We start from the raw sequence: 18,858 nt of genomic DNA, 5'->3' as shown, positions 1-18,858 counted from the left end.
GGCTACTGGAGCTTGAGGTCTTTCTTAACCTCCTCGGCCGAGTGGGGGTACATCAGGTCCAGGTGCTTTACTGCCCACGCAAGGAGAAGGTGAAAGAGGTAGATCTCGCCGTCTCCGCCAAATCGGATGACGAACTTCCGAGTCATGGAGTAATCGTTTTGGACTTCCACCCTCATGCCCGGGGGCATCTGGGTACCGTCGACTACGAGTTCGGTGTAGCCCCCATGCCCCCAGTCACCTCCCCGCTGCCCGGTGGACCTCAGTTCGACCTCAATTTCGCTAGTAGAGAGCCCCAGCACGCTCTTTGCGGTCTTCACCTCTTCCCGCACGGCCGGCGGCTGGAAGTAAGGCTTGTCGTCCATGTCGAGGCAGTCCAACTCGTCGTTCATTTCAGCTCTCCTTCTCGGGCTTCATTCCGTCGATCCAGCGGAGGCCGGGGATGACACGGCGCTGCATCCCCGTCTCAGGGTCCTTCAGACGCTTGGTCTTGGGGTCGATCCCCTTGCTCTCCAACATCCCGTTGAGCTTCTCGGTGGAGAGCTTCCGATCGGACCCCGTGTAGGCGAGCCAGGCCGCCTTGAGGTCCTCCGTCCCGACGTTCGAGTTGGCCTCGGTCGTGCGGACGGTGTACGCCTCCAGGAACTTGCCCACCGCGTCCTTATCGGCGCGGTACTCCTTTACCGCCTGCTCGATCTCGGGTGGTGCGGCGAGGCCCCGCTTACCCCCGCCTTTGGCCTGCCAGTCGAGGCAGCCGGCCAACGCCCACTGAAAGATCCCAGCGGCCTCATCCTCGAAGATCCTTTCCTCAAGCTTGTAAACCTGCTCAGACTGAGGAACGGTGCCGCGAGTGTGGATGATGAGCACACGATTCCAGAGCGCGTCGTCCCCATACCTCAGATCGGGCTCGTTGTTGGTGTCCATCCATAGGGTGAACACGGTCTGGATGTCGACCGCCTTTTCGTACTTTCGGGAAACGGACTTCTTCGAGCCCACACCGTCCATTACGTCTTTGACCAAGGATTCCTGGACCCTGAGGCCCTTCTCGGTCTCAGACCACCTCGCGTACCGCTTGTTGTGCAGGTCCGCCAGGCCGTCGTTGTTCTTTCCCTCGCCGCCGCGCTGCCATTGGAACGCATCCCGCTTGACGTTCTTGGCATAGTCCCCGAAGATCCGAACCATGATTTCCTGGAACACACTCTTCCCGGAATCGGTCGGCCCCTGGAGGATGAAGAACCACTTCACAGCCTCGCCGACGAGCGTGGAGCCCACGGCGCGCTGGATGAAGCTCGTGGTCTCACCCGGCCGTGGAACGGCCACCCCCTCACCGGGGAATGTGTCGGCGAGGAACTTGAGCCACTGCGGGCACGTCGCGGTGGGGTCCCACAGCGCCCGGCTGCTCATCGTCAGCAGGTCGGCGGAGTCCGACGGACGAGCCAGGCCCGTTCGCAGTTCGGCGGTGATGCCATCGGCCAGGGCCCAGAGCCAAGGCTTGTTGTCGAGTTCCTCGGCCTGGATCGTCACGCCCCGAATTGACTGGGCCGCCAGGAGACTTGCCTTGAGTGAGAGGGTGTTGAGGCTCTGCTGTCCCCAGGCGAGGTGCTTCTTGCGCCTGTCGCCCTCCTCCAGGCTCGCGGCCTGGCGGATGAAGTCGCGGCCGAGTTCCTTCATCCACTCAACGACGCTCCCGACGCCATCGCGTCGCCACACCCTGCGTTCGTGGTCGTAGGTGATCCACGTCTTCCACTGGTCGACCCAGCGCACCTCGTGGCCGTGACGGTCGATGAACCGCGCGGCGTTGCCGGTGTGGGTCAGCTCCTCGAAGTCGGCCCACCATGCGCGGTTGCCGCTAACCTCGTTGGCCGCGACGGCGCGAGCAGCGTTCTCTATCTCCCGCGCGAGCTGGCCGTCCGGGTCGCTGCGACCGCCGAACTTCTCGCGGAACGCCGCGCAGTGGTCGCGCAGCACGGCGCCGGCCAGAGGGAGGGCGAGGCCCGCCTTGAGAAGCTCCTTCGCGGCCCTGTGGCAGTCCTCCGAGCGGTCGCCCGTGTCGGCCGCGAGAAGCGCTCTCACGGACGCGCTGAGGCCCTCCAGGGCGCCCCTGGCGTCATCGGGCGAGGCCCACTCGAAGGCGGCCCCCTCGGCGGGTGTGGTCTCGGCCGTGTCATCGGTGGGCAGGGTCGAGGGATCGAGCGTCGGGCCGTCGTCCCACAGGAACCGTCCGAGCGCGCCCCGGGGGCCGTTCTCGCCCTTGTGGTTGCGGCGGCCCGGCGGGCGGATGAACGACGACGGCGCGCGGTAGTCGCCGCCGTTGACGCCCAGGTGAAGCCGCCGCTGCCACAAGCGGTGCTCGTCGGGCGTGAGCGCCGGGCCGTCCAGCAGCCACGCGGCCTGGTACGAGCCGGGCGACGTCTCCCAGGCGATCGTGGGACGCAGGCTCTCGGGAAGGCTGCGAGGGTCGACCTCGTCCAGGTCGTGGAACAGAACGCGGCTCGGCAGCGTGTCAGCGTCGGTCCAGCCCCGAGTGTCGAGGCGGAACAGGGTCGGGTGCAGGAACACGTCCAGGCCCCACACCCCGCGCAGCCGGAACGCGAGGGACTCGACCGAAGAGGGGTCGTCGGGGTCCCACTCGAATGGCTCCCGGGTCAGCCGGCCGCGCGAGTCGGCCGTCCCCGCGACGCCGGGCGGCATCGTCGGCAGCGAGGCCCGGCCTCGGACGCCGTGCCAGGCAAAGATCCGGGCGACGACGTGAGCCAGGCTCAGCGGACCGAGGGGGCCTTCCTCCTGCTCGGAGAGACGGCCGATTTCATCCGCCGAGTCGAATTCCAGCGCGGGAATGGTTGACTTTCTCATCAGGGTTTTGTTACCCTTATCTTGTTGGACGTCGCTGCGCGACGTGTGCGGGAATCCTTCGGTTGGCTCCTGGCGAATTCCCTTGAAAGACCCTCGGGTTGGTCCCCCGGGGGTCTTTCGCTTTTACGCGGCGGGCGTGTAGAACTGGAACTTCACCACATCGCCGTCGACGCGGACCCTCACTCGCCGCCCCTTGCGGCTGGCCCGAACGGCGAGGGTCACGCGGAACTGGCCTGGGTCGATGTAGAAGTCCTCACCCCGGCGCACGGCCCACACCGCCCCGTCGGTCCATTCGTGCCACGGGTAGCGGATGGGCGGGTGYGTCACCTCTTCGAGGCTTTCGGCGATTCTCTGGGCCATGGCTCCTCCTGGTTTGTGGCGCGTCAAGGGGCGCGCGAGATGYGCGTTCGTTGTGATATACCCATATTATCCGATCCTGATCATGGACTCAACGATTCCTCGCGCCGATTTTTGAAAAGGTTTATCGACGCAGCGTGCTCGGAGGGTAACTGCGCTCGTGACAATCGAGTGTCATCGGGTGTAAACCCCATGAAGGAGGGGTCCCTTAGAAAGGTTTACACTTTGTGACAGTCGAGTGTCACAGGTAAAGTGACCAGGTGGACACGCTGCGTGATGTGGCCTCGCGAGAGGGCGGAGGCTGCCCGACGTCCCTCCGAGGAKAGGGAGAGCGGCCCGTCAGATGGGGCGGCTCGACCGCCACTCTACCCCTCCACCATCCGTCCCTCTCCACCCGAATCCGCTGGCGCCCCCTCACCAGCCAGCTCTCCCACGCGCGCAGGCTCCGACCAGCTCCGAGGAACCATCGGCTCTGCGACGTCGCGCGCGTCGATCGGGGGGTGTGGGGTGGCCTCGCCGGGCAGGCCAGCGGCTGCGCTGACAACCGCGCGCGCGTCGCACGATCGATGACGTGGGCGAGCCAGGGACGACGCGCGGACGCGCTCCGACGACGCGCCCGAGGCACGAGGGCAGGCGCTGGCGGGGGGTGTGGGCCTAACGGCCAGGGGGGCCTCAGCGGTCCACCGCTCATACCCGAGGGGATGACGCTGCGTGAGCCCCTCGCCGTGACGCTGAGTCACTGTGACGCTGCGCGAGGACCGACCCGAGGAACGAGGGCGACGCCAGGCCAGCGTCACCGGCGGTCGACGCTGCGTGCCGATGGTGGGCGATATGGGCGATTCTGACGCGCGATAAGTCTTCTTATGCTGAGTCAGAAACCTGCGCCAGCAGGAAATGGCCTCGCTGCTCATGCGGGTGGTGGGGAACGTGCCGGTAAAGCTGGTTGTTTGTGCTGGCTATAGCCAGCGTGCGACAATGAATGAGGGGATCGTCAAGGTTATTCCCCGCCATTCTTTCCCTCGCTTCGCGAGGGATTCTCGAAGGGAATTCGCGTGCCAGGCCGTCAGCTGCCGAGGGAACCGAGGGGTGATCCGGAGGCCCGCGCGGAGGCTGTCGCCATGCGGCGTCGAAAGATCCAGGACGTCGCGAATATGTTCCGGAGCGAGGCCCGTCTCACCAAGGCCGACAGGCGGAAGCTCGCGGCTCGGTGGGGCCAGGACAATGAGCGCCTGGTTGAGACGTTCATCGGCCGCCATTTCGCCGAGATCTACTACGTTCTCACCGATGCCCGCGCCGAGGGCTTGTGGTTCGCGGACGCGGACGAGCGGATGATGACGCGGCAGCAGGACGCCGACATGCTGCGCCGCTCCGCGCGTGAGGCTTTCCTCGCCGGCAACCGCGTGCCCKTGCGGAATCTCGAAGCCGCCGAGGCCATGCGAGCCAACGCCGCCAAGGAGCTCGGCCAGTACCTTCCGCCCGAGCCTCCGCGCCCGGCCCCGGTCGAGTTCCACATCGAGGTGGACGGCGCGAGCCTCGCGGACATCGCCCGGCCGGCGCACGCCATCGAGCCCGGCCCGGCCGCGTCCTCTCCGCGCGCCGAGGCCGACCAGGCCACACCGCCCGACAGCCTTCCCGGGGTTGCGGACCCCACTTCGTGGGGAGCGGGCTTGCCGGGCGGTGTGGCCGCCCCTCACGAGGAGCCAACTCCCGAACTCGCCCCGGCTGAGGAGCCGTGGGTCAACGTCTTCGACCGGGAGGAATTGTGATTCCGATTCGGGCGGCTTCGCCGCCCTTCGACCTGCGCGGCACGGGGGCTCAGATCGGGGCGCCCATCCCCGGCTGGTTCCAGGCTTTCAAGGAGCATTGGATCGACGGCGATCCGGGCGGAATGACCCAAGAGCGGATCGACGAGCTGAACGCCATTCTCCGCCGTGCGCAGGAGAACCCGAGCGGCGCCGAGGCCCGGCAGATGCGCGCCGTGGCCCGGCGCCGCGAGATCGAAGCCGCCGCGCGGAGCGCCTTCCTGCGCCTGTTCAGCGACGGCAGCGCCCGGCTGACGGAAGACCACCTCCGCGACGCCGAGGCAGAGGCCGCGACGCTCGACCCCGACATCGACGGCCTGGACCGCGCGGTGGCGCTGTACCTCGTGGATCTGGTGCGCGAGCGGCTCGCGAGTCAGGCTGAGACCGACGCGCGCCGGACCGAGTTCGCGTCTCGGCTCGGCGAGATCGACGCCAAGTTCGACCGCTTGGACGCCGAGGCCGCGAAGGCGGTCGCCGCCGCACGCGAGGCTCTGGCCGAGGCGGGCCGTCGACTGGAGGCCCGGCGGGACCACCTCGCCGACGTGCGCCGCAGCATGGTCGAGAAGGGCATCCCGGCCGAGGATCTCGGCCGCGCCGACGTCGATCCGCGCGCGGTGCTCTCGGCCCTGGCCGGTGGCCGGCGGCCCGCGACGCTGCCCGCGCGGATCGCCGACGCGCTCGGCCCCGTCACCTGGGTTCGGGGCCGCGCCCGTCACGACCCCTTGGCGCCGCTGCCCCGCGCACGACGCGCCGACCCCGACGCGCCCGTTGAGCGTGGGGTGCGGATCTGATGCGGCCCCGCGGATCGGCCGACGACCCGCCCGACAACGCGACGCCACCGGGGGGTGTGGACCAGACCGAGCGGCCCGATCCCCTCGCCGAGCTGACGCTCTGGGTTCAGCGGGAGCAGGCCCGCACTCCGAGCGCGGCGAGGGGGACACCCCGCCGACGCCGGCCGGGTCGACGCGGACGGGGGCGGACCCCGGGGACCCGGGGGCGGCGCTGTGCCTAGCGGCCTGCTCAGCGTCGCCGGCCTGGCCTGGATCGCCGGTCTCGTTACGGCCGCCGTCTGGGTTCTCGCGGGCCTCGGCTGGGGTCTTCTCGCGCTGGGCCTGGTGGGCGGGCTCGCGCTGCTGTGCGTCGACAGCTTGTTGGACGAGGACGACGACCCGGAGACGCGCGAGCGCGTCCGGCTGGTCGACCGAGCTTTGAGGAGAACCCCCGATGGGGACTGACCGGTTCGACACCGAGTTCCGCCGCGCGCTGCGCGAGGCGTTCGCGGATGGGGCGCGGGAGCGGCCCGGCGACGTGCTGCGCCAGGCGTTCGCCGAGGCCAGTCGCGACGCGGCCCGCCGCGCCGTCTCGGGCGGGGTGCGCGCGTCCGCCGCGCTGGCGCTGGCTCCGGCCCGGGAGGGTCTCCGCGTGGCGAACCGCGCGGGCCTCACCGCCGACGCCTGGCTGATGGACGAGATCGGATGGGGCGGTGTGGACGCGGCGACGTTCGTCCGCGAGCTGTCCCAGATCACAGCCCCGGCGGTGACGCTGCACCTCAACTCGCCGGGCGGGGATCTGTTCGACGGCTGGGCGATCCGCAACGCGCTGCGGAGCCACCCGGCCCGGGTGACGGCCGTCGTGGAGGGCCTCGCCGCGTCCGCCGCGTCGGTCGTCGCCACCGGGGCGGACCGCGTCGTCATGCGGCCGGGCAGCCAGCAGATGATCCACGACGCCCGGTCGGGATGGGGCGGGGGCAACCCCGAGGAGCTGCGCCGCACGGCCGACCAGCTCGACCGGCTGAGCGACGACATCGCCGCCGCCTACGCCGCCCGCGCGGGGGGCGACGCCTCCGCTTGGCGCGATCTCATGCGGCGCGAGACGTGGTTCTCGGCCACCGAAGCCGTCGCCGCGGGCCTCGCCGACGAGGAGTCGGAATGACCACACCCGCCGATCGTGTCGTCGCGGAGGCCGAGCAGATCGCGCGGCGCGAAGCCTGGGCGGTGTGGGCCGAGATGCGCAAAGCCCGCCCGCTGCGCGGCTCGTTTCTGGGCCTGGCCTGGCGCAGCCTCCACACCGCCCTGACGACGCCGCCCGCGGCTGCCACCGGCAAGGAGAATCCCTGATGGCTAACTTCCCCGTCGACCAGCTCACCCCGCTGAGCGCGACAGACCGACGTCGAGCCGCCGACATCGTGGATCGGCACATCACCCAGTCGCCGACGTCGCCGCTCGGCCAGGCCCGCCAAGCCCTCGCCGATGCCGCGCGCAACGGGACCGAGGCGGCGACGGTCGATCTGGCTGTCCTGCGGCGCGACGCGCTGGCGGGCCTCGGCGTCGCGCTGCACAATCTGGCACGGGATGCCGGCGAGTTCTGGCCGTGGTTCGACGTCGTCCGCGACGAGTGCGACGCCCGGGCCTCAAGCAGCGGCGTCGGAGGCCCGACGTTCGCCGAGACGACCGGGGTTGGCCGGTGAGCGAGGCCCCGCCCAGCCGCGATGAGCGACCAGACCTGTACGACGACCGGGGCCGGCTCGCGAACGACTGGGCGCGCCGGCTGCGGAATGAGCAGGCCGTGACCCAGCGGCATGAAGTCCGGTCGTGGATGGGCGCGGTGACGGGCGCGAGCCCATCAGACAGTGGCTGACCTGTGGTCAGATCATGGCTCGCCTGTGGCAGCCCTCGCCCCTCACCGGGCGGGGGCTGTTCGGCGCTACAGCCCGTGAGCACCTGAGACGTTCTGTGACGATGCGCCCACGTCGCCCCAACGAACGACACGCGCGCGATGCTTTGGCTCGTCAGCGTCGATCTGAGGCGTCCTTAAGGAGCCGCCTCGCGTCATACGTCGCGACGTCGCGCAGCGAGGCCACCGAAAAGCCCCCGCACTGTGCGCGGGGGCCTCGGCAATTGGGCGGTGTGGGGCTACTCGGCCTTGGCGCGAGCCCGACGGCAGGCGGCGCGGGCGGCCTTGGTCTTCGGGTGCGAGCAGTCGGCGTGGGAGGTGTTGACGCGCTTCGGCTTGGCCTCGGTCGTGGGGGCCTCGGTCGCGGTTGGCTCCACACCCGCCGGGGCTTCGTCGACCGGCGCGGGGGTCGGCTCCTCAGCCGGCGCAGCCTCAACGGCCTTGGCCTTGGTGGTGGGCTTCGCGGCGGCGCGACGACGGGCGGCGGGCTTGGCGGTGGGCTCGGTCATTTCAGGCTCCCTCGGTTGCTGTGGGCGGTGCGAGAGCAACGTAGGAGACATCGACGCCCGTCTAAAGGACGACTTCTGTGACGATCCGTGGAGACTTGACCGACGCGTCGTGATGGGGCCAACCAGCGCGCGGATGGCCTCGGCCTCGCTCGGCGTGAGGGGCACCGAGGCCAGCTCACGCGCGCGCTGCGCGGCCGCACATGCGACGTCGGGGGGTGTGGAGCTAAGAAGGGGACGGACGGGCACCGTGGCTCCGGGCAGGCCGACAGATCACCCCTGCTGAGTGATCCGCCCTGTTCGCTGCCCGGGCTAGGGTTCCCCGCTCTTGAGGCCGGGGGAGGGCCTGCCTAAGACGTTACGCGCCGCGCGCGGGGATCGTCAGCGGCGGTCGATCACCACGTGGTCGGTCGTGCCCCGCTTGCCCCGTCCGATGGGCAGCAGCGTGATCCGCACCAGGGCGGATATCGTCGCGCGTTGCTGGGACAAGGTCATCACGTGCTCCCAATGGTGCGCGATGTCCTCCACGTCCAACAGGCCCTCGGCKACCGTCGACCGGGCGAGGGCCGTTTGCCGCTGGCGGTGCCGCGTCAGGTCGTCGCGGATCTGGTCGAGCGCCGCCCGCCTGGCGATGGCCGTCACCTCGTCCGTCGGGTCGTCCTTCGCCATCAGAGCGCCGACCGCAGCCGCGCGGGCCTGGCAAGCCTCGATCTCGGTCGCGACCTTCAGCACCTCTTCGGCGTCGGGCGCCTCGGCCGCCACAAGGTTGTCGATCACGCCCGGCTCGCCGAGCAGCCTCACCACGGTCTCCTCCACATAGGCGTCGACCGGGTCGGCCGCGTGACGCAGGCCCCGGCATCCGCCGCGCTGCTTGTCTGGGCAGATGTAGCCCCGGGACTTCGGCCACGGTTGGTAACCGCTGGGCGTCGGCTTCGCCCCGGGCCGACACGTCACCGTGATCTCGCGGCCCTGGGCCAGGCACTTGCCGCACAGGGCGATCCCGGACAGCAGGTGGACGTGACGGTTCGTCCAACCCTCGGGCGCCGTGCGTCCGGAGAACATGCCGACGAGCTTGAGATGGTCGGCATAGCTGATGATCGGCTCCCACTCGGCCTCGCCGTAATCCACACCCAGCAGGACGCTGCGGCCGGCGATCGCCGGGTTGGTGAGGATGTCGCGCAGAACGGACACGGACCACAGGCCGCCCGTCCGCGACCGGCCCGGGTGGAGCGTCGGCACGCCTCGCTCGTTGAAGTCCTGGACGATCGAGTACAGGGTCTCGCCTCTGAGCGCGCGGGGGGCCATCTCGCGGATCACCGCGGCCTCTTCGGGAACGATCAACCGCCGCTTGTGGTGCTTCAGAGCGTGTGGATCGGGGCGGTAGCCGTAACAACGTCCACCGATCGGACGCCCCTCCTTCGCCGCCTGCAGGTGAGAGTCAGACACTCGCGTGGCCAGCTGCTCGACCTCGTGAGCGTCGACCTCGCCCATGATGCCCGCGACCATCCGGCCGGCGGGTGTGGAGAAGTCGAGATCCGGACCGTTCGTGCACACGATCCGCACGCCGTGCTTGGCGAGCAGCTCGTATGTCTCCATCCGCTCGCGTCGGGTGCGGACGAACCGGCCGGTCATGTAGATCACGATGACCTTGACCTCGTCCCGCCGAACGGCAGCCATGAGCCGCTCGAACTCGGGCCGCTCCTTGCCCTTGGTGGCACTCAGGTCGTTGTCGATGTACGACCCAACGTGACGCCACGAGGGCTCCCGCTCGATGCGCCCCTGGCTGTCCTCGGTCTGCCTGGCGACGCCCTTGGCGTCGTTGCCCGGGTCGCTGCTGATGCGGGCGTAATCCGCCGCGCCGATGATGTGATCAAGCACCTTCTCAATTGTGACACAGCGGGGCAGACGTCATCGCGTCGTTGACGGCGTACGTCACCGACCGGGACGTGAAGAAGCGGATCGGGGCGGCGCTGYCGCTGCTGCTCTCGCAGGGCCGCGCCCCCGGCGTCGTGGTCCTGGCGGCGGTGCAGGACCCGCGTAAGGAGGTGCTGCCCTTCCGGGACCTGTTCCCGGTCCGGGTCGCACTGCGCATGACCGAAGCCGAACAGCCGGATCTCGTGCTCGGCTCCGGTGCCCGGGACCGTGGGGCACGGGCGGACGAGATCCCGCTGTCGCTGCCCGGCGTCGGCTACGTCCTGGCTGAGGGACAGCCGGAACCGGTCCGGGTCCGCGCGGCCCACATCGACGACACCGAGATCAGCCGCACCGTCTGGGCCTACCGGCCGTCGACGGCAACCGGCGGCGGCTGGACACCCGACCTCGACCCCTACACCGACAGCGGCTCCGCCGACGGTGCCGACCCGGCCGGATGGGATGAGGTCGCATGACCACCCCGGCCGGMGATCCGGATCTGTCCGCTCCGCTGCCTGTGGTGCCGGTGTGCACCACCTGCTCCCACCTGTACGTCGCTCACCGGCGGGGCCGTTGCCATGGCGACACCGGCACCCGGGCCGGCTGTGCCTGCACCCACTTCACCGAACCCGCCCCGCCCATCGCTACCGACCGTTCGGATCTCGACGTCGACGTCTCGGAGGAACTGCCCGCGTGACCCTCCCTCCCCCTCCCGGCCCTGACCCGGCCGGCCCCCACGACCCCACCAACCGTGACGATCGGCCCGGCTCTCGGGCGGCGCGGATGCGGATGCCGCTCGCCCGTGCGGTCGTCGAAGCGGTCGCCGTCGAGAACGGCGTGTGCGTCCGGCCGATGGCGATGCGGCGCACGAACCTCGACACYGGCGAAACCGAGATCATCCCCGTACCCTGCGGCGCCACCCTGGCCAGCAAGTGCCCGACCTGCGCGGAGAAGGCCCGGCGGCTGCGGATGGCGCAGTGCAGGGCAGGGTGGCACCTCGACGACGAACCGCTTCCCGACCCGGACCCGCCGTCCGATGACGCGAAGGTCCTTGCCGGCTTCCGCGCGGATCTCGAAGTCGCCCGGCAGGACGCGGAACGGGACAGTGACCCGGCCGGCGTCGCCGAGATCGACGCGCTGATCGGCCAGGTGGACGAGGAACTCAACGCCCTGGGYGTGCGCGGCAAGACTGCCCCGGACAACCGGGACCGGCCCCGCCGTGCCCGCTCGACCCGCCGGCGGCAGGACGCTGCCGACCTGCCGCGGTTGCCCGTGGAGAAGCGCACGATCGGCCGGACGTATGAGGCGGCGGACGGCACGACCTGGCGGCCGTCGATGTTCCTCACGCTGACCTGCGACACCTACGGGCGGGTGAACTCCGACGGAGCTCCGGTGGACCCAGCGTCGTATGACTACCGGCGGGCGGCCCGCGACGCGATCCACTTCCCGAAGCTGATCGACCGCTTCTGGCAGAACCTCCGCCGTGCGGTCGGCTGGGACGTGCAGTACTTCGCCGCGCTCGAACCGCAACGGCGGCTCGCCCCGCACCTGCACGCGGCCCTCCGCGGAACCGTGCCACGGGCCCTGCTGCGGCAGGTGGCGGCGGCCACGTATCACCAGGTCTGGTGGCCACCGTCTGGCCAGCCCGTCTACCTGGACACGGCACTCCCGACCTGGGCAAGCGAAACGGGCGGATACGTCGATCCGGCTTCCGGCCGGCCGCTGCCCACCTGGGATGAGGCGCTCGACGCCATCGGAGACGAGGACGAACCGTCCCATGTGGTGCGCTTCGGCCCGCAACTGCAAGCGGACGGCTTCACCTCGAACTCGGCGCACACCGGCCGGATGATCGGCTACCTCTGCAAGTACCTGACCAAAAGCCTCGACGCCTGCCACACGGCCACCACCGACCGGCAACGGCGCCACGTCGACCGGCTCGCCGAAGCCCTGCGCTACGAACCCTGCTCACCCACCTGCGCGAACTGGCTCCGCTACGGCGTCCAGCCGAAGAACGCGAAACCGGGCCTCGTCCCGGGACGCTGCCGCGGCAAGGCACACCGACGGGAGACCCTCGGCTTCGGCGGCCGGCGGGTCCTGGTGAGCCGCAAGTGGTCCGGCAAGTCGCTGACCGACCACAAGCATGATCGCGTCGCGTTCATCCGGGAGCAGCTCGAAGCGCTCGGCCACACCGCCACCGGCCCGGCCGCGGCAACCGACACCGACCCGGCTCGCACCGCCTGGACGATGCTCCGGCCCGGCGACCCGGCCGCACCTCGCCGCGAACACCTGCTGTTGCAGGCCGTCGCGCAACGCCACGCCTGGCGCGCACAGCTCGACGCGGCCCGACGCGCCGCACCCGACGAACTTCCGGCAATCGGCCTCGGCCCACCGGGCAGGGCACAAGCCGCCTGATCACCCGTCCTGACCCGTGGGAGAGAACCGTGACCAAGCTTCTCCTGACTCCGGCGGAAGCCGCCGAACTCCTCGGTGTCGGCCGGACCACGATCTACGAACTCATGAACAGCGGCGACATCCCGTCCGTGCGGATCGGACGCGCGCGCCGCATCCCGGCCGCTGACCTGGTCGCCTTCGTCGACCGGCTGCGCGGCGTCGTCGAAGAGGGAAAAGCGGCATGACGCGGGCGCGGTGCCGAGCACCACCCACCCCGACCGATCCGGCTCGCAAGCAAGGCGGTCCCGGCGAGTGCGCCAACACCCGACCGGGACCTGAGACCCCACCCCTGCCTCAGACAGGAACGAAGCCCTGATGAACATCTTCTCTTCCRGCAACTTCGGCGCGTGGCGCACCCCCGGCGGAGACTCCCCGCTCGTCGCGACCCGCACCACCGACAGCGGCGACCACACCCTGACGATCCGGCCCGGCGCGGACGTCGGCGACCTCGCCGTGATCCTGGGTGACCTGCCCGCGGACGCCGTGTTCGCCGAGCACTTCGGAGACGTCGACCTCGTCCTGATCTTCCGCCAGGACCCCGGGCTTTCGGCAGTCGTCCCGGCCAACGCCAACCCCTCGACGGGACCGGCGGCGGCGAGCGTCCCCCGCCCATAGCGGCTGCTCTGCCTGCTCTACCCCTCCATTTTTCTTCCGTCCTCTGGTGGCGCCTGAAGCTGTCGGGGTGTCGGACGGGTCCAGGGTCGGCCGTAGGCCGATCGCGTCAGCGACGCGAAGCGCCCTGGACGCGGCCGGCGCCCCGGCAGACCATTCCTGCGCCAGAGAACGGAAAGCCACCGGCACCGGGCAACGCCACCCGCGGCCCGCGCGCCTCTCCCCGTTCTTTCGGCAAGGAGCCCCTTTCATCATGAACACCGACCACGACGGGCACCCGACGATGAGCCTTCAACAGGCTCTCCGGGAACACCTCGACCGTGCCCGCGCCGGACAGGGTCGGCTCTACCCCCAGCCGGACGGTGAGTCCAAGTTCGCCTGCGACATGGGCGACAGCCGCTACGGCTGCCCGTGGTGCGACACCATCGAATGGCCCGACGGCAACCCGCTGGACGCTGCCTGATGGCCGCGCGCAAGGGCCGGCGCGGCGCCGGTGAGGGCGCGATCTACAAGGACGCTTCCGGCCGCTGGCGAGCGACCGTGGACCTCGGCTGGAAGGACGGGAAGCGACAGCGGAAGTACCTGTCCGGCAAGACCCGCACGGAGGTCGCGGAGAAGCTGCGGGCACTGCGCCGAGAGCAGGAAGACGGCGTCGCCGTGGTCACCGGGGTGAAGCCGCTGACGCTGGACGAGTGGCTCACGTTCTGGCTGGACACGATCGCGGCGAGGAAGGTCCGCCCGTCCACCCTGGCGACCTACCGCGGGTACGTGCGGAACCGGATCGTCCCGGCGCTCGGCGCGGTCCGGCTCGACCGGCTCGCCCCGGAGCACCTCGAAGCGTTCTACCACCGGTGCGAGAAAGAAGGGCTCGCCGCGGCCACGGTGCTCCAGATGCATCGGATCATCTCCCGTGCGCTGAAGGTCGCGCACCGGCGGGGACGGATCGTCCGGAACGTGGCAACGCTGGTCGATCCGCCTTCCGTCGACCGGGACGAGATCCGTCCGCTCACGGCGTCGGACGCGCGGGCCATCCTCGACACGGCGAAGGGCCAGCGCAACGCGGCCCGCTGGTCCGTCGCGCTGGCGCTCGGGCTCCGGCAGGGTGAGGCGCTGGGCCTGCCCTGGGACGCGGTCGACCTGGACGCGGTCCCGGCCACGCTCACGGTGCGCCAAGCCCTGCAACGGCGGGCCTGGGCGCACGGCTGTGCCGACCCGAAGAACTGCACCACTGCCCGTCGGTGCCCCCGTCGTACCGGCGGGGGCCTGGTGATCGTCCGTCCGAAGAGCCGGGCCGGTCGGCGGACGATCGTGATCCCGCCGAACCTGGCGGCCAGCCTGCGGGCCCACCGGGCCGCACAGCGCGCCGAACAGCAGGCGGCCGGCGGCGAGTGGGCCAACGAACACGATCTCGTGTTCGTCCAGCCGAACGGGCGGCCGCTCGACCCCCGGGCTGACCACCGGGCCTGGCAGGACCTGCTGTCACAGGCCGGTGTCCGCGCGGCCCGGCTCCACGACGCCCGGCACACGATGGCGAGTCTGCTGCTCGCGCAGAAGGTTCACCCGCGGGTGGTCATGGAGATCATGGGGCACTCGCAGATCAGCCTGACCCTCGGTACGTACAGCCACGTGGCGCCGGAGCTGTCGACGGACGCGGCGGATCGGATGGGCTCCGCCCTATGGGGAGAAACAACCCCGGCCACGGACGGTGAAGAAGGCCAAAACCAGGAGAACGAGAAAGGCTGACATGGCGCGCGCCCGTGGCCGCCCACTGGCTGCCCACATGGCTGCCAGAAAGAAACGGCGGCCCCGTCCAAATGGACGAAACCGCTGGTAGATACGGGTGCACCGGCCGGACCACAATAAGAACCGGACGATCTTGGTTGAGGGCCCTGAGATCGTCGTTCGTCAGGTAGGGACACGTGCCCTGACCAGGGGCGACGCATGAGGACCCCAGACGGCGCCGGCCCGGCCGGCGCTCCGGCCGTGGACGTGTCGGCCCAGARCAGGGACATCGCGGTCACCCTGGTGACGTTGATCATGGCGCTGGTTGTCGGGTTGACGTTCTTGTTCGGCTTCGGCAATGTCCTCCAACTCGGGCTTCGGTTGGGRGTGCCGATCTGGATCGCGCCGCTGGTAGYCCCGGCCGTGGACCTGTCTGTGGTAGGGCTTTTGCTCGGGACGCGGCAGTTGGCGTTGCGGGGCGCTCCGGTCGAGCTTCTGCGTCCGGCCCGGCGGCTGCTGGTGTTCTCCAGCATTGTTACTCTGGCGCTCAATATCGCCGAGCCGGTGATCGCGGGTGACTACGCGAAGGCCGCGTTCGACAGCGTCGGTCCGCTTTTGCTGATCGGGTGGAGTGAGGTCGGCCCAGGATTGTTGCAGGCCATGCGCCACCCACCCGCATGCCCCCAGAATCCCTCGAATCCGCCGGCTGGTGTGGACGCCACGCCGCCGGCACCGGCGCCAATCGCCGACGGCGGCATCGCCGCACCGCCGTCGGCCTCACCGGAGGTTCCTCGGCAGCGTCGATCTGCGGCGGCTTCGGGTGGGCTGTCGGATGAGGAGTGGCTGGCGTGGGCGCGACGCGAGGACGCCTTGTACTGGGAGGAGAACCACCGGCCGATCTCCTCGGACGAGCTGCGTAGGCGACTGCACGTGGGGTCGAAGCGGGCCCGGAGCCTGGTCACACAGCTACGCGCCGAGGCCCGCCGTGTTCTCGACGAACACAGCTCGGCCGGCGTCCCCACCATGGGCGGCCCTCTCCCGGAGAGCCTCTCTGACAGCGGCGGAGGCGGGGACAGGGTGGAGCTGGTCGAGATCGGGCCGGCGGAGCCGGCCGACCCGCCGGGTGTGCTCGCTGCCGTCGGATGACGCCTCCGCCCGTACGGGCGGGACCAGCATGCACCGGGAGTCCACACCGGGCCGACAGACGCYGGCCCGGCTACCCCCGGCCCCTGCGGAGCTGGCCCCATCCCGTCCAGCCCGGCACTGTCCGTACCCGCCCGTCGACCGCCGCCCGCGTCACCGTCCATGGAGAACACCCGAACGTGATCACGAATCCTCCGCAGCAGAAGCATCTCGGCCGCCGCACCTACGCCCGACCCGCCGCCCGCACCGTCGCTAGCAGTGAGCACCAGCTGTGGCTGGCCCACCACCTCACCCCCCGGGACCGGTGGATCACCCGGATGCTGCACGAGCACCGGGTCCTGACCACCCACCAGATTGTCGAACTCGGCTGGACCGGCCGGCGTGCGGCGAACCTGCGCCTGCTGGAGCTTTACCGCTGGCGCGTCCTMGACCGTTTTCAACCGCTGGTGCCCGMCGGGCTGGCGCCCATGCATTACATCCTCGACGTCGCAGGCGCGGCCGTGCTGGCGCATGAGGATGGCCTGGACCCGAGGAAGATCGGCTACCAGCATGATCGGGCGAAGGGCATTGCTCACTCCCTGCACCTGGCGCATCGGGTCGCGGTCAATGGCGTGTTCACCCGTCTTGTCCACCATGCTCGCCAGCCCGGCGCCGTGGGCACGCTGACCGCGTGGTGGCCGGAAGAACGCTGCGCTCGGCATTTCGGTGACATCGTCCGCCCCGACGCCTTCGGTCGCTGGACGACCCGTGGCGGTGCCACGGTCGAGTGGTTCCTGGAACTGGACTACGGCACCGAACCGCTGCACCGTGTCGCCGCCAAGCTGACCCATTACCAGCAGCTCGCCACCAGCACCAGAATCGCCACCCCGATCCTGCTGTGGACCACCACCGCCCGCCGCGAGGCCCGCATCCGCCAGGCGATGACCCAGACGCTGCACAACCTCGACCGGCCCGAACTGGTGCCAGTCGCGACCACCGCGGCCGACCTCACCCCACCCGACCAGCATCTCGACCCCACCCCGGCCCGCTGGCTTCCCCTGACCGCACCCCGGCCCGGCCGGCTCGGACTGCACCAGCTCCCCAACGTCCCACCGCACCTGCGCCCCACCGCCCGCCAGGACGACACCACCGACCCGTCGGACCCGTCCGGCCGGCTGCACCCGCCGCACCCGATGCCACCCACCAGCCTGCATCCCGCCGCCTGACCGAGGCCCCGGCCTTCCGCGCTGGCGATGCCTTGCAGCCGGCAGGCAAGGCACCGCCAGCGCGGGAGAACGCCTGCTCCGGCCGGGTCTCCGGACGGTCGGGACGCCGGAAGGCCCGTATCAGAGTGACGGGGCATTTACGGCGCCACCACCCGCCGCACCGGCCCGAGGAGAAAGGGAGACGGCCGCGGACGGTCGGGACGACGCCCGCCCCGCATGAACAAGTAGAGGCCCGACACCGGCCAGGGCACGACCCCGGCCCGGTCGGGCACGGGGATCACGAGAGAGGACTGTGCCGTGAACGCTGACACCTGGACGCTCGTCGAGGACATCACTAGCCGCGTGCAGCGCGCCGTGCGCGCCGGGGACTACCCCGCCATCCTGGGCCTGCAGGGCGACCGGAACCTGTTCCTCAGCGACTACCCCTACCTGACCAGCTGGGCGACCGCCCTCGCGTTCGAGATCCGCGCCGCCGCCACCGCGAAGGCCGTCCGCACCCACCGCTGGGTTCTCTCTGTCCCCCAGGTCTGGTATGACGACGGCGAGATCATCCAGGCCCRGCCGCTGTACACCGCGCCGCTCCAGCCCGGCGAAACCGAGACGATCAGTTGGATGAGCTACGACGCCACCGACGGGGTCGACTACGGCCGCGTCGAGTTCGCCCGCCGCCCGGACGGCCAGCCCGTCTTCGACGACCTCGAATACTTCACCAGCCCCGTCCAGCCCCTGCCCCGCCACCCCGGCGGCGCCCTGCACCGCCTCCTGGTCGCCGATATCGACCTCAGCGAGATCAGCCCATCCCTGCCCACACGACGCTGACCACATCGCACCCGGTGCGCAGCGCGGGCGGGTCAGCGGGTGGGCAGACGAAAGCGCAACCGATCGGTGTCTGGCCGACGGGGACGCCGCCGTCCGCTTCGATCACCCGTCGGCTGGCCATGTTGCGTCGCCGCACGGTGAGHACCGCCGGGTGAACGCTCAGCCAAACTCACTGGCCGGACCCACCGACCCGGCCCAAGCACAGGAGACCGGCCCGACCCCTGTATGCGACCAACCAAGAGACCACCGGTCGAGACGCCCCCACGGTCATCAAATACGAGCCCCGCCCAGCAGCCGCAGGACCCCAGYCCGCCAGCCCTCCCGTTCGAATCCGAAACCCACCCCACCGACCCAAGTCGCACCGCGACAAGCCAATAGCACCGGCACACCACCACGACCGGGGCCGTTTCCGGACCGGGACCGCTTCTGGACCGGAAGCGACCGACTCACCACTGGTACGAGACCGGACCRCACCCGCAGATATCGACACATCCAACATCCACACGACCGACCGAGACCGAACGACACCACACACACTGATAGCAGCGCCACCGAATCGGCCGGTACCACCAGCGCGACCAGCGCCACCAGCGCGACCGGCTCGGCCGGCTCGACTACCGGTACGACCGGCACCACCCCGGCGCGACCGGCGCGACCGGCGCCACCAGCGCCACCAGCACGGCCGGCACGACCAGCGCGGCCGGCGGCACCAGCACGACCAGCGCGGCCGGCGCCACCAGCGCGGCCGGTGCGGCCGGTGCGGCCGGCTCGACTACCGGCACGACCGGCACCACCCCGACGCGACCG

At 70.4% G+C, this 18,858-nt stretch carries 21 protein-coding genes and 1 pseudogene; 16 read left to right on the top strand and 6 right to left on the bottom strand.

All coding sequences use genetic code 11. The features are described 5' to 3' along the window. Positions 1 to 2: 2 nt before the first annotated feature. From CcI156_RS20620 to CcI156_RS20610, 3 genes are all read right to left on the bottom strand, one after another. Positions 3 to 389, bottom strand: a complete 387-nt coding sequence (locus CcI156_RS20620) for a hypothetical protein (RefSeq protein ID WP_023841825.1) — start codon at positions 387 to 389, stop codon at positions 3 to 5. A 1-nt stretch (position 390) separates the two neighbouring features. Beyond that, a complete protein-coding gene (locus CcI156_RS20615; protein WP_023841826.1) occupies positions 391 to 2,850 on the bottom strand; it encodes a phage/plasmid primase, P4 family in 2,460 nt (819 codons plus the stop codon). 123 nt (positions 2,851 to 2,973) lie between these two features. Next, complete coding sequence (locus CcI156_RS20610) at positions 2,974 to 3,210, bottom strand: hypothetical protein (RefSeq protein ID WP_023841827.1); 237 nt, start codon at positions 3,208 to 3,210, stop codon at positions 2,974 to 2,976. A gap of 1,115 nt (positions 3,211 to 4,325) precedes the next feature. Here CcI156_RS20610 and CcI156_RS20605 point away from each other — a divergent pair. The 6 genes from CcI156_RS20605 (at position 4,326) to CcI156_RS20580 (ending at position 7,476) form a co-directional block, all read left to right on the top strand. Then, positions 4,326 to 4,973, top strand: coding sequence for a hypothetical protein (locus CcI156_RS20605; RefSeq protein ID WP_076807642.1), 648 nt, complete (start codon positions 4,326 to 4,328; stop codon positions 4,971 to 4,973). Further along, a complete protein-coding gene (locus CcI156_RS20600; protein WP_023841829.1) occupies positions 4,970 to 5,800 on the top strand; it encodes a hypothetical protein in 831 nt (276 codons plus the stop codon). Before CcI156_RS20605 ends, CcI156_RS20600 begins: the two co-directional genes overlap by 4 nt. 213 nt (positions 5,801 to 6,013) lie before the next feature. Further along, positions 6,014 to 6,244: a hypothetical protein gene (locus CcI156_RS20595; RefSeq protein WP_023841830.1), complete on the top strand. Its 231-nt coding sequence runs from the start codon at positions 6,014 to 6,016 to the stop codon at positions 6,242 to 6,244. Next, a complete protein-coding gene (locus CcI156_RS20590) occupies positions 6,234 to 6,941 on the top strand; it encodes a head maturation protease, ClpP-related (RefSeq protein ID WP_023841831.1) in 708 nt (235 codons plus the stop codon). Before CcI156_RS20595 ends, CcI156_RS20590 begins: the two co-directional genes overlap by 11 nt. Beyond that, positions 6,938 to 7,126, top strand: coding sequence for a hypothetical protein (locus tag CcI156_RS20585; RefSeq protein ID WP_023841832.1), 189 nt, complete (start codon positions 6,938 to 6,940; stop codon positions 7,124 to 7,126). The genes CcI156_RS20590 and CcI156_RS20585 overlap by 4 nt, the downstream gene beginning before the upstream one ends. Then, positions 7,126 to 7,476 carry a hypothetical protein gene (locus CcI156_RS20580; RefSeq protein ID WP_023841833.1) on the top strand — a complete coding sequence of 117 codons (351 nt, stop codon included), beginning with the start codon at positions 7,126 to 7,128 and terminating at the stop codon, positions 7,474 to 7,476. The genes CcI156_RS20585 and CcI156_RS20580 overlap by 1 nt, the downstream gene beginning before the upstream one ends. Before the next feature lie 445 nt (positions 7,477 to 7,921). Here CcI156_RS20580 and CcI156_RS20575 read toward each other — a convergent pair whose 3' ends face one another. Together CcI156_RS20575 and CcI156_RS20570 are read right to left on the bottom strand one after the other, a co-directional pair. Beyond that, a complete protein-coding gene (locus CcI156_RS20575; protein ID WP_023841835.1) occupies positions 7,922 to 8,191 on the bottom strand; it encodes a hypothetical protein in 270 nt (89 codons plus the stop codon). 378 nt (positions 8,192 to 8,569) lie between these two features. Further along, on the bottom strand, positions 8,570 to 10,066 hold the full coding sequence (locus CcI156_RS20570) for a recombinase family protein (RefSeq protein ID WP_023841836.1): 1,497 nt from the start codon (positions 10,064 to 10,066) through the stop codon (positions 8,570 to 8,572). A gap of 26 nt (positions 10,067 to 10,092) precedes the next feature. On the opposite strand from CcI156_RS20570, the pseudogene CcI156_RS20565 reads away from it, so the two are divergent. The 10 genes and pseudogenes from CcI156_RS20565 to CcI156_RS20520 form a co-directional block, all read left to right on the top strand. Beyond that, positions 10,093 to 10,575 (top strand): annotated as a pseudogene (locus tag CcI156_RS20565) (cell division protein FtsK); the annotation flags it as partial. Further along, positions 10,572 to 10,796: a hypothetical protein gene (locus CcI156_RS20560; RefSeq protein ID WP_011435480.1), complete on the top strand. Its 225-nt coding sequence runs from the start codon at positions 10,572 to 10,574 to the stop codon at positions 10,794 to 10,796. The pseudogene CcI156_RS20565 and the gene CcI156_RS20560, both read left to right, overlap by 4 nt. Continuing rightward, a complete protein-coding gene (locus tag CcI156_RS20555) occupies positions 10,793 to 12,511 on the top strand; it encodes a replication initiator (protein ID WP_011435481.1) in 1,719 nt (572 codons plus the stop codon). Before CcI156_RS20560 ends, CcI156_RS20555 begins: the two co-directional genes overlap by 4 nt. Before the next feature lie 29 nt (positions 12,512 to 12,540). Further along, the gene (locus CcI156_RS20550; protein WP_011435482.1) at positions 12,541 to 12,735 is read left to right on the top strand and encodes a helix-turn-helix domain-containing protein; all 195 of its coding nucleotides are present in this window, start codon (positions 12,541 to 12,543) and stop codon (positions 12,733 to 12,735) included. Between the two features lie 130 nt (positions 12,736 to 12,865). Further along, positions 12,866 to 13,165 carry a hypothetical protein gene (locus tag CcI156_RS20545; RefSeq protein WP_076807638.1) on the top strand — a complete coding sequence of 100 codons (300 nt, stop codon included), beginning with the start codon at positions 12,866 to 12,868 and terminating at the stop codon, positions 13,163 to 13,165. Between the two features lie 250 nt (positions 13,166 to 13,415). Further along, the gene (locus CcI156_RS20540; protein WP_023841838.1) at positions 13,416 to 13,625 is read left to right on the top strand and encodes a hypothetical protein; all 210 of its coding nucleotides are present in this window, start codon (positions 13,416 to 13,418) and stop codon (positions 13,623 to 13,625) included. After that, on the top strand, positions 13,625 to 14,905 hold the full coding sequence (locus CcI156_RS20535; RefSeq protein ID WP_023841839.1) for a tyrosine-type recombinase/integrase: 1,281 nt from the start codon (positions 13,625 to 13,627) through the stop codon (positions 14,903 to 14,905). Before CcI156_RS20540 ends, CcI156_RS20535 begins: the two co-directional genes overlap by 1 nt. Before the next feature lie 198 nt (positions 14,906 to 15,103). Further along, complete coding sequence (locus CcI156_RS20530; RefSeq protein ID WP_076807635.1) at positions 15,104 to 16,030, top strand: hypothetical protein; 927 nt, start codon at positions 15,104 to 15,106, stop codon at positions 16,028 to 16,030. A gap of 176 nt (positions 16,031 to 16,206) precedes the next feature. Further along, entirely contained in the window at positions 16,207 to 17,232 is a 1,026-nt protein-coding gene (locus tag CcI156_RS20525) for a replication-relaxation family protein (protein WP_076807633.1), read from the top strand. 297 nt (positions 17,233 to 17,529) lie between these two features. After that, entirely contained in the window at positions 17,530 to 18,051 is a 522-nt protein-coding gene (locus CcI156_RS20520; protein WP_076807630.1) for a hypothetical protein, read from the top strand. 614 nt (positions 18,052 to 18,665) lie between these two features. Here CcI156_RS20520 and CcI156_RS25160 read toward each other — a convergent pair. Further along, on the bottom strand, positions 18,666 to 18,858 hold a 193-nt coding region (locus CcI156_RS25160), incomplete at its 5' end, for a hypothetical protein (RefSeq protein ID WP_217494098.1).

Source organism: Frankia sp. CcI156 (assembly GCF_001983015.1).
GTDB classification, from domain to species: Bacteria; Actinomycetota; Actinomycetes; order Frankiales; family Frankiaceae; genus Frankia; species Frankia casuarinae.
This window is presented reverse-complemented; position numbering and strand designations above follow the sequence as displayed.

Excerpts from the sequence above, each read along its gene's own strand:
- CcI156_RS20620 (WP_023841825.1), bottom strand. The coding sequence starts at position 389 with ATGAACGACGAGTTGGACTGCCTCGACATGGACGACAAGCCTTACTTC.
- CcI156_RS20615 (WP_023841826.1), bottom strand. The coding sequence starts at position 2,850 with ATGAGAAAGTCAACCATTCCCGCGCTGGAATTCGACTCGGCGGATGAA.
- CcI156_RS20590 (WP_023841831.1), top strand. The coding sequence starts at position 6,234 with ATGGGGACTGACCGGTTCGACACCGAGTTCCGCCGCGCGCTGCGCGAG.
- CcI156_RS20585 (WP_023841832.1), top strand. The coding sequence starts at position 6,938 with ATGACCACACCCGCCGATCGTGTCGTCGCGGAGGCCGAGCAGATCGCG.
- CcI156_RS20580 (WP_023841833.1), top strand. The coding sequence starts at position 7,126 with ATGGCTAACTTCCCCGTCGACCAGCTCACCCCGCTGAGCGCGACAGAC.
- CcI156_RS20575 (WP_023841835.1), bottom strand. The coding sequence starts at position 8,191 with ATGACCGAGCCCACCGCCAAGCCCGCCGCCCGTCGTCGCGCCGCCGCG.
- CcI156_RS20540 (WP_023841838.1), top strand. The coding sequence starts at position 13,416 with ATGAACACCGACCACGACGGGCACCCGACGATGAGCCTTCAACAGGCT.
- CcI156_RS20535 (WP_023841839.1), top strand. The coding sequence starts at position 13,625 with ATGGCCGCGCGCAAGGGCCGGCGCGGCGCCGGTGAGGGCGCGATCTAC.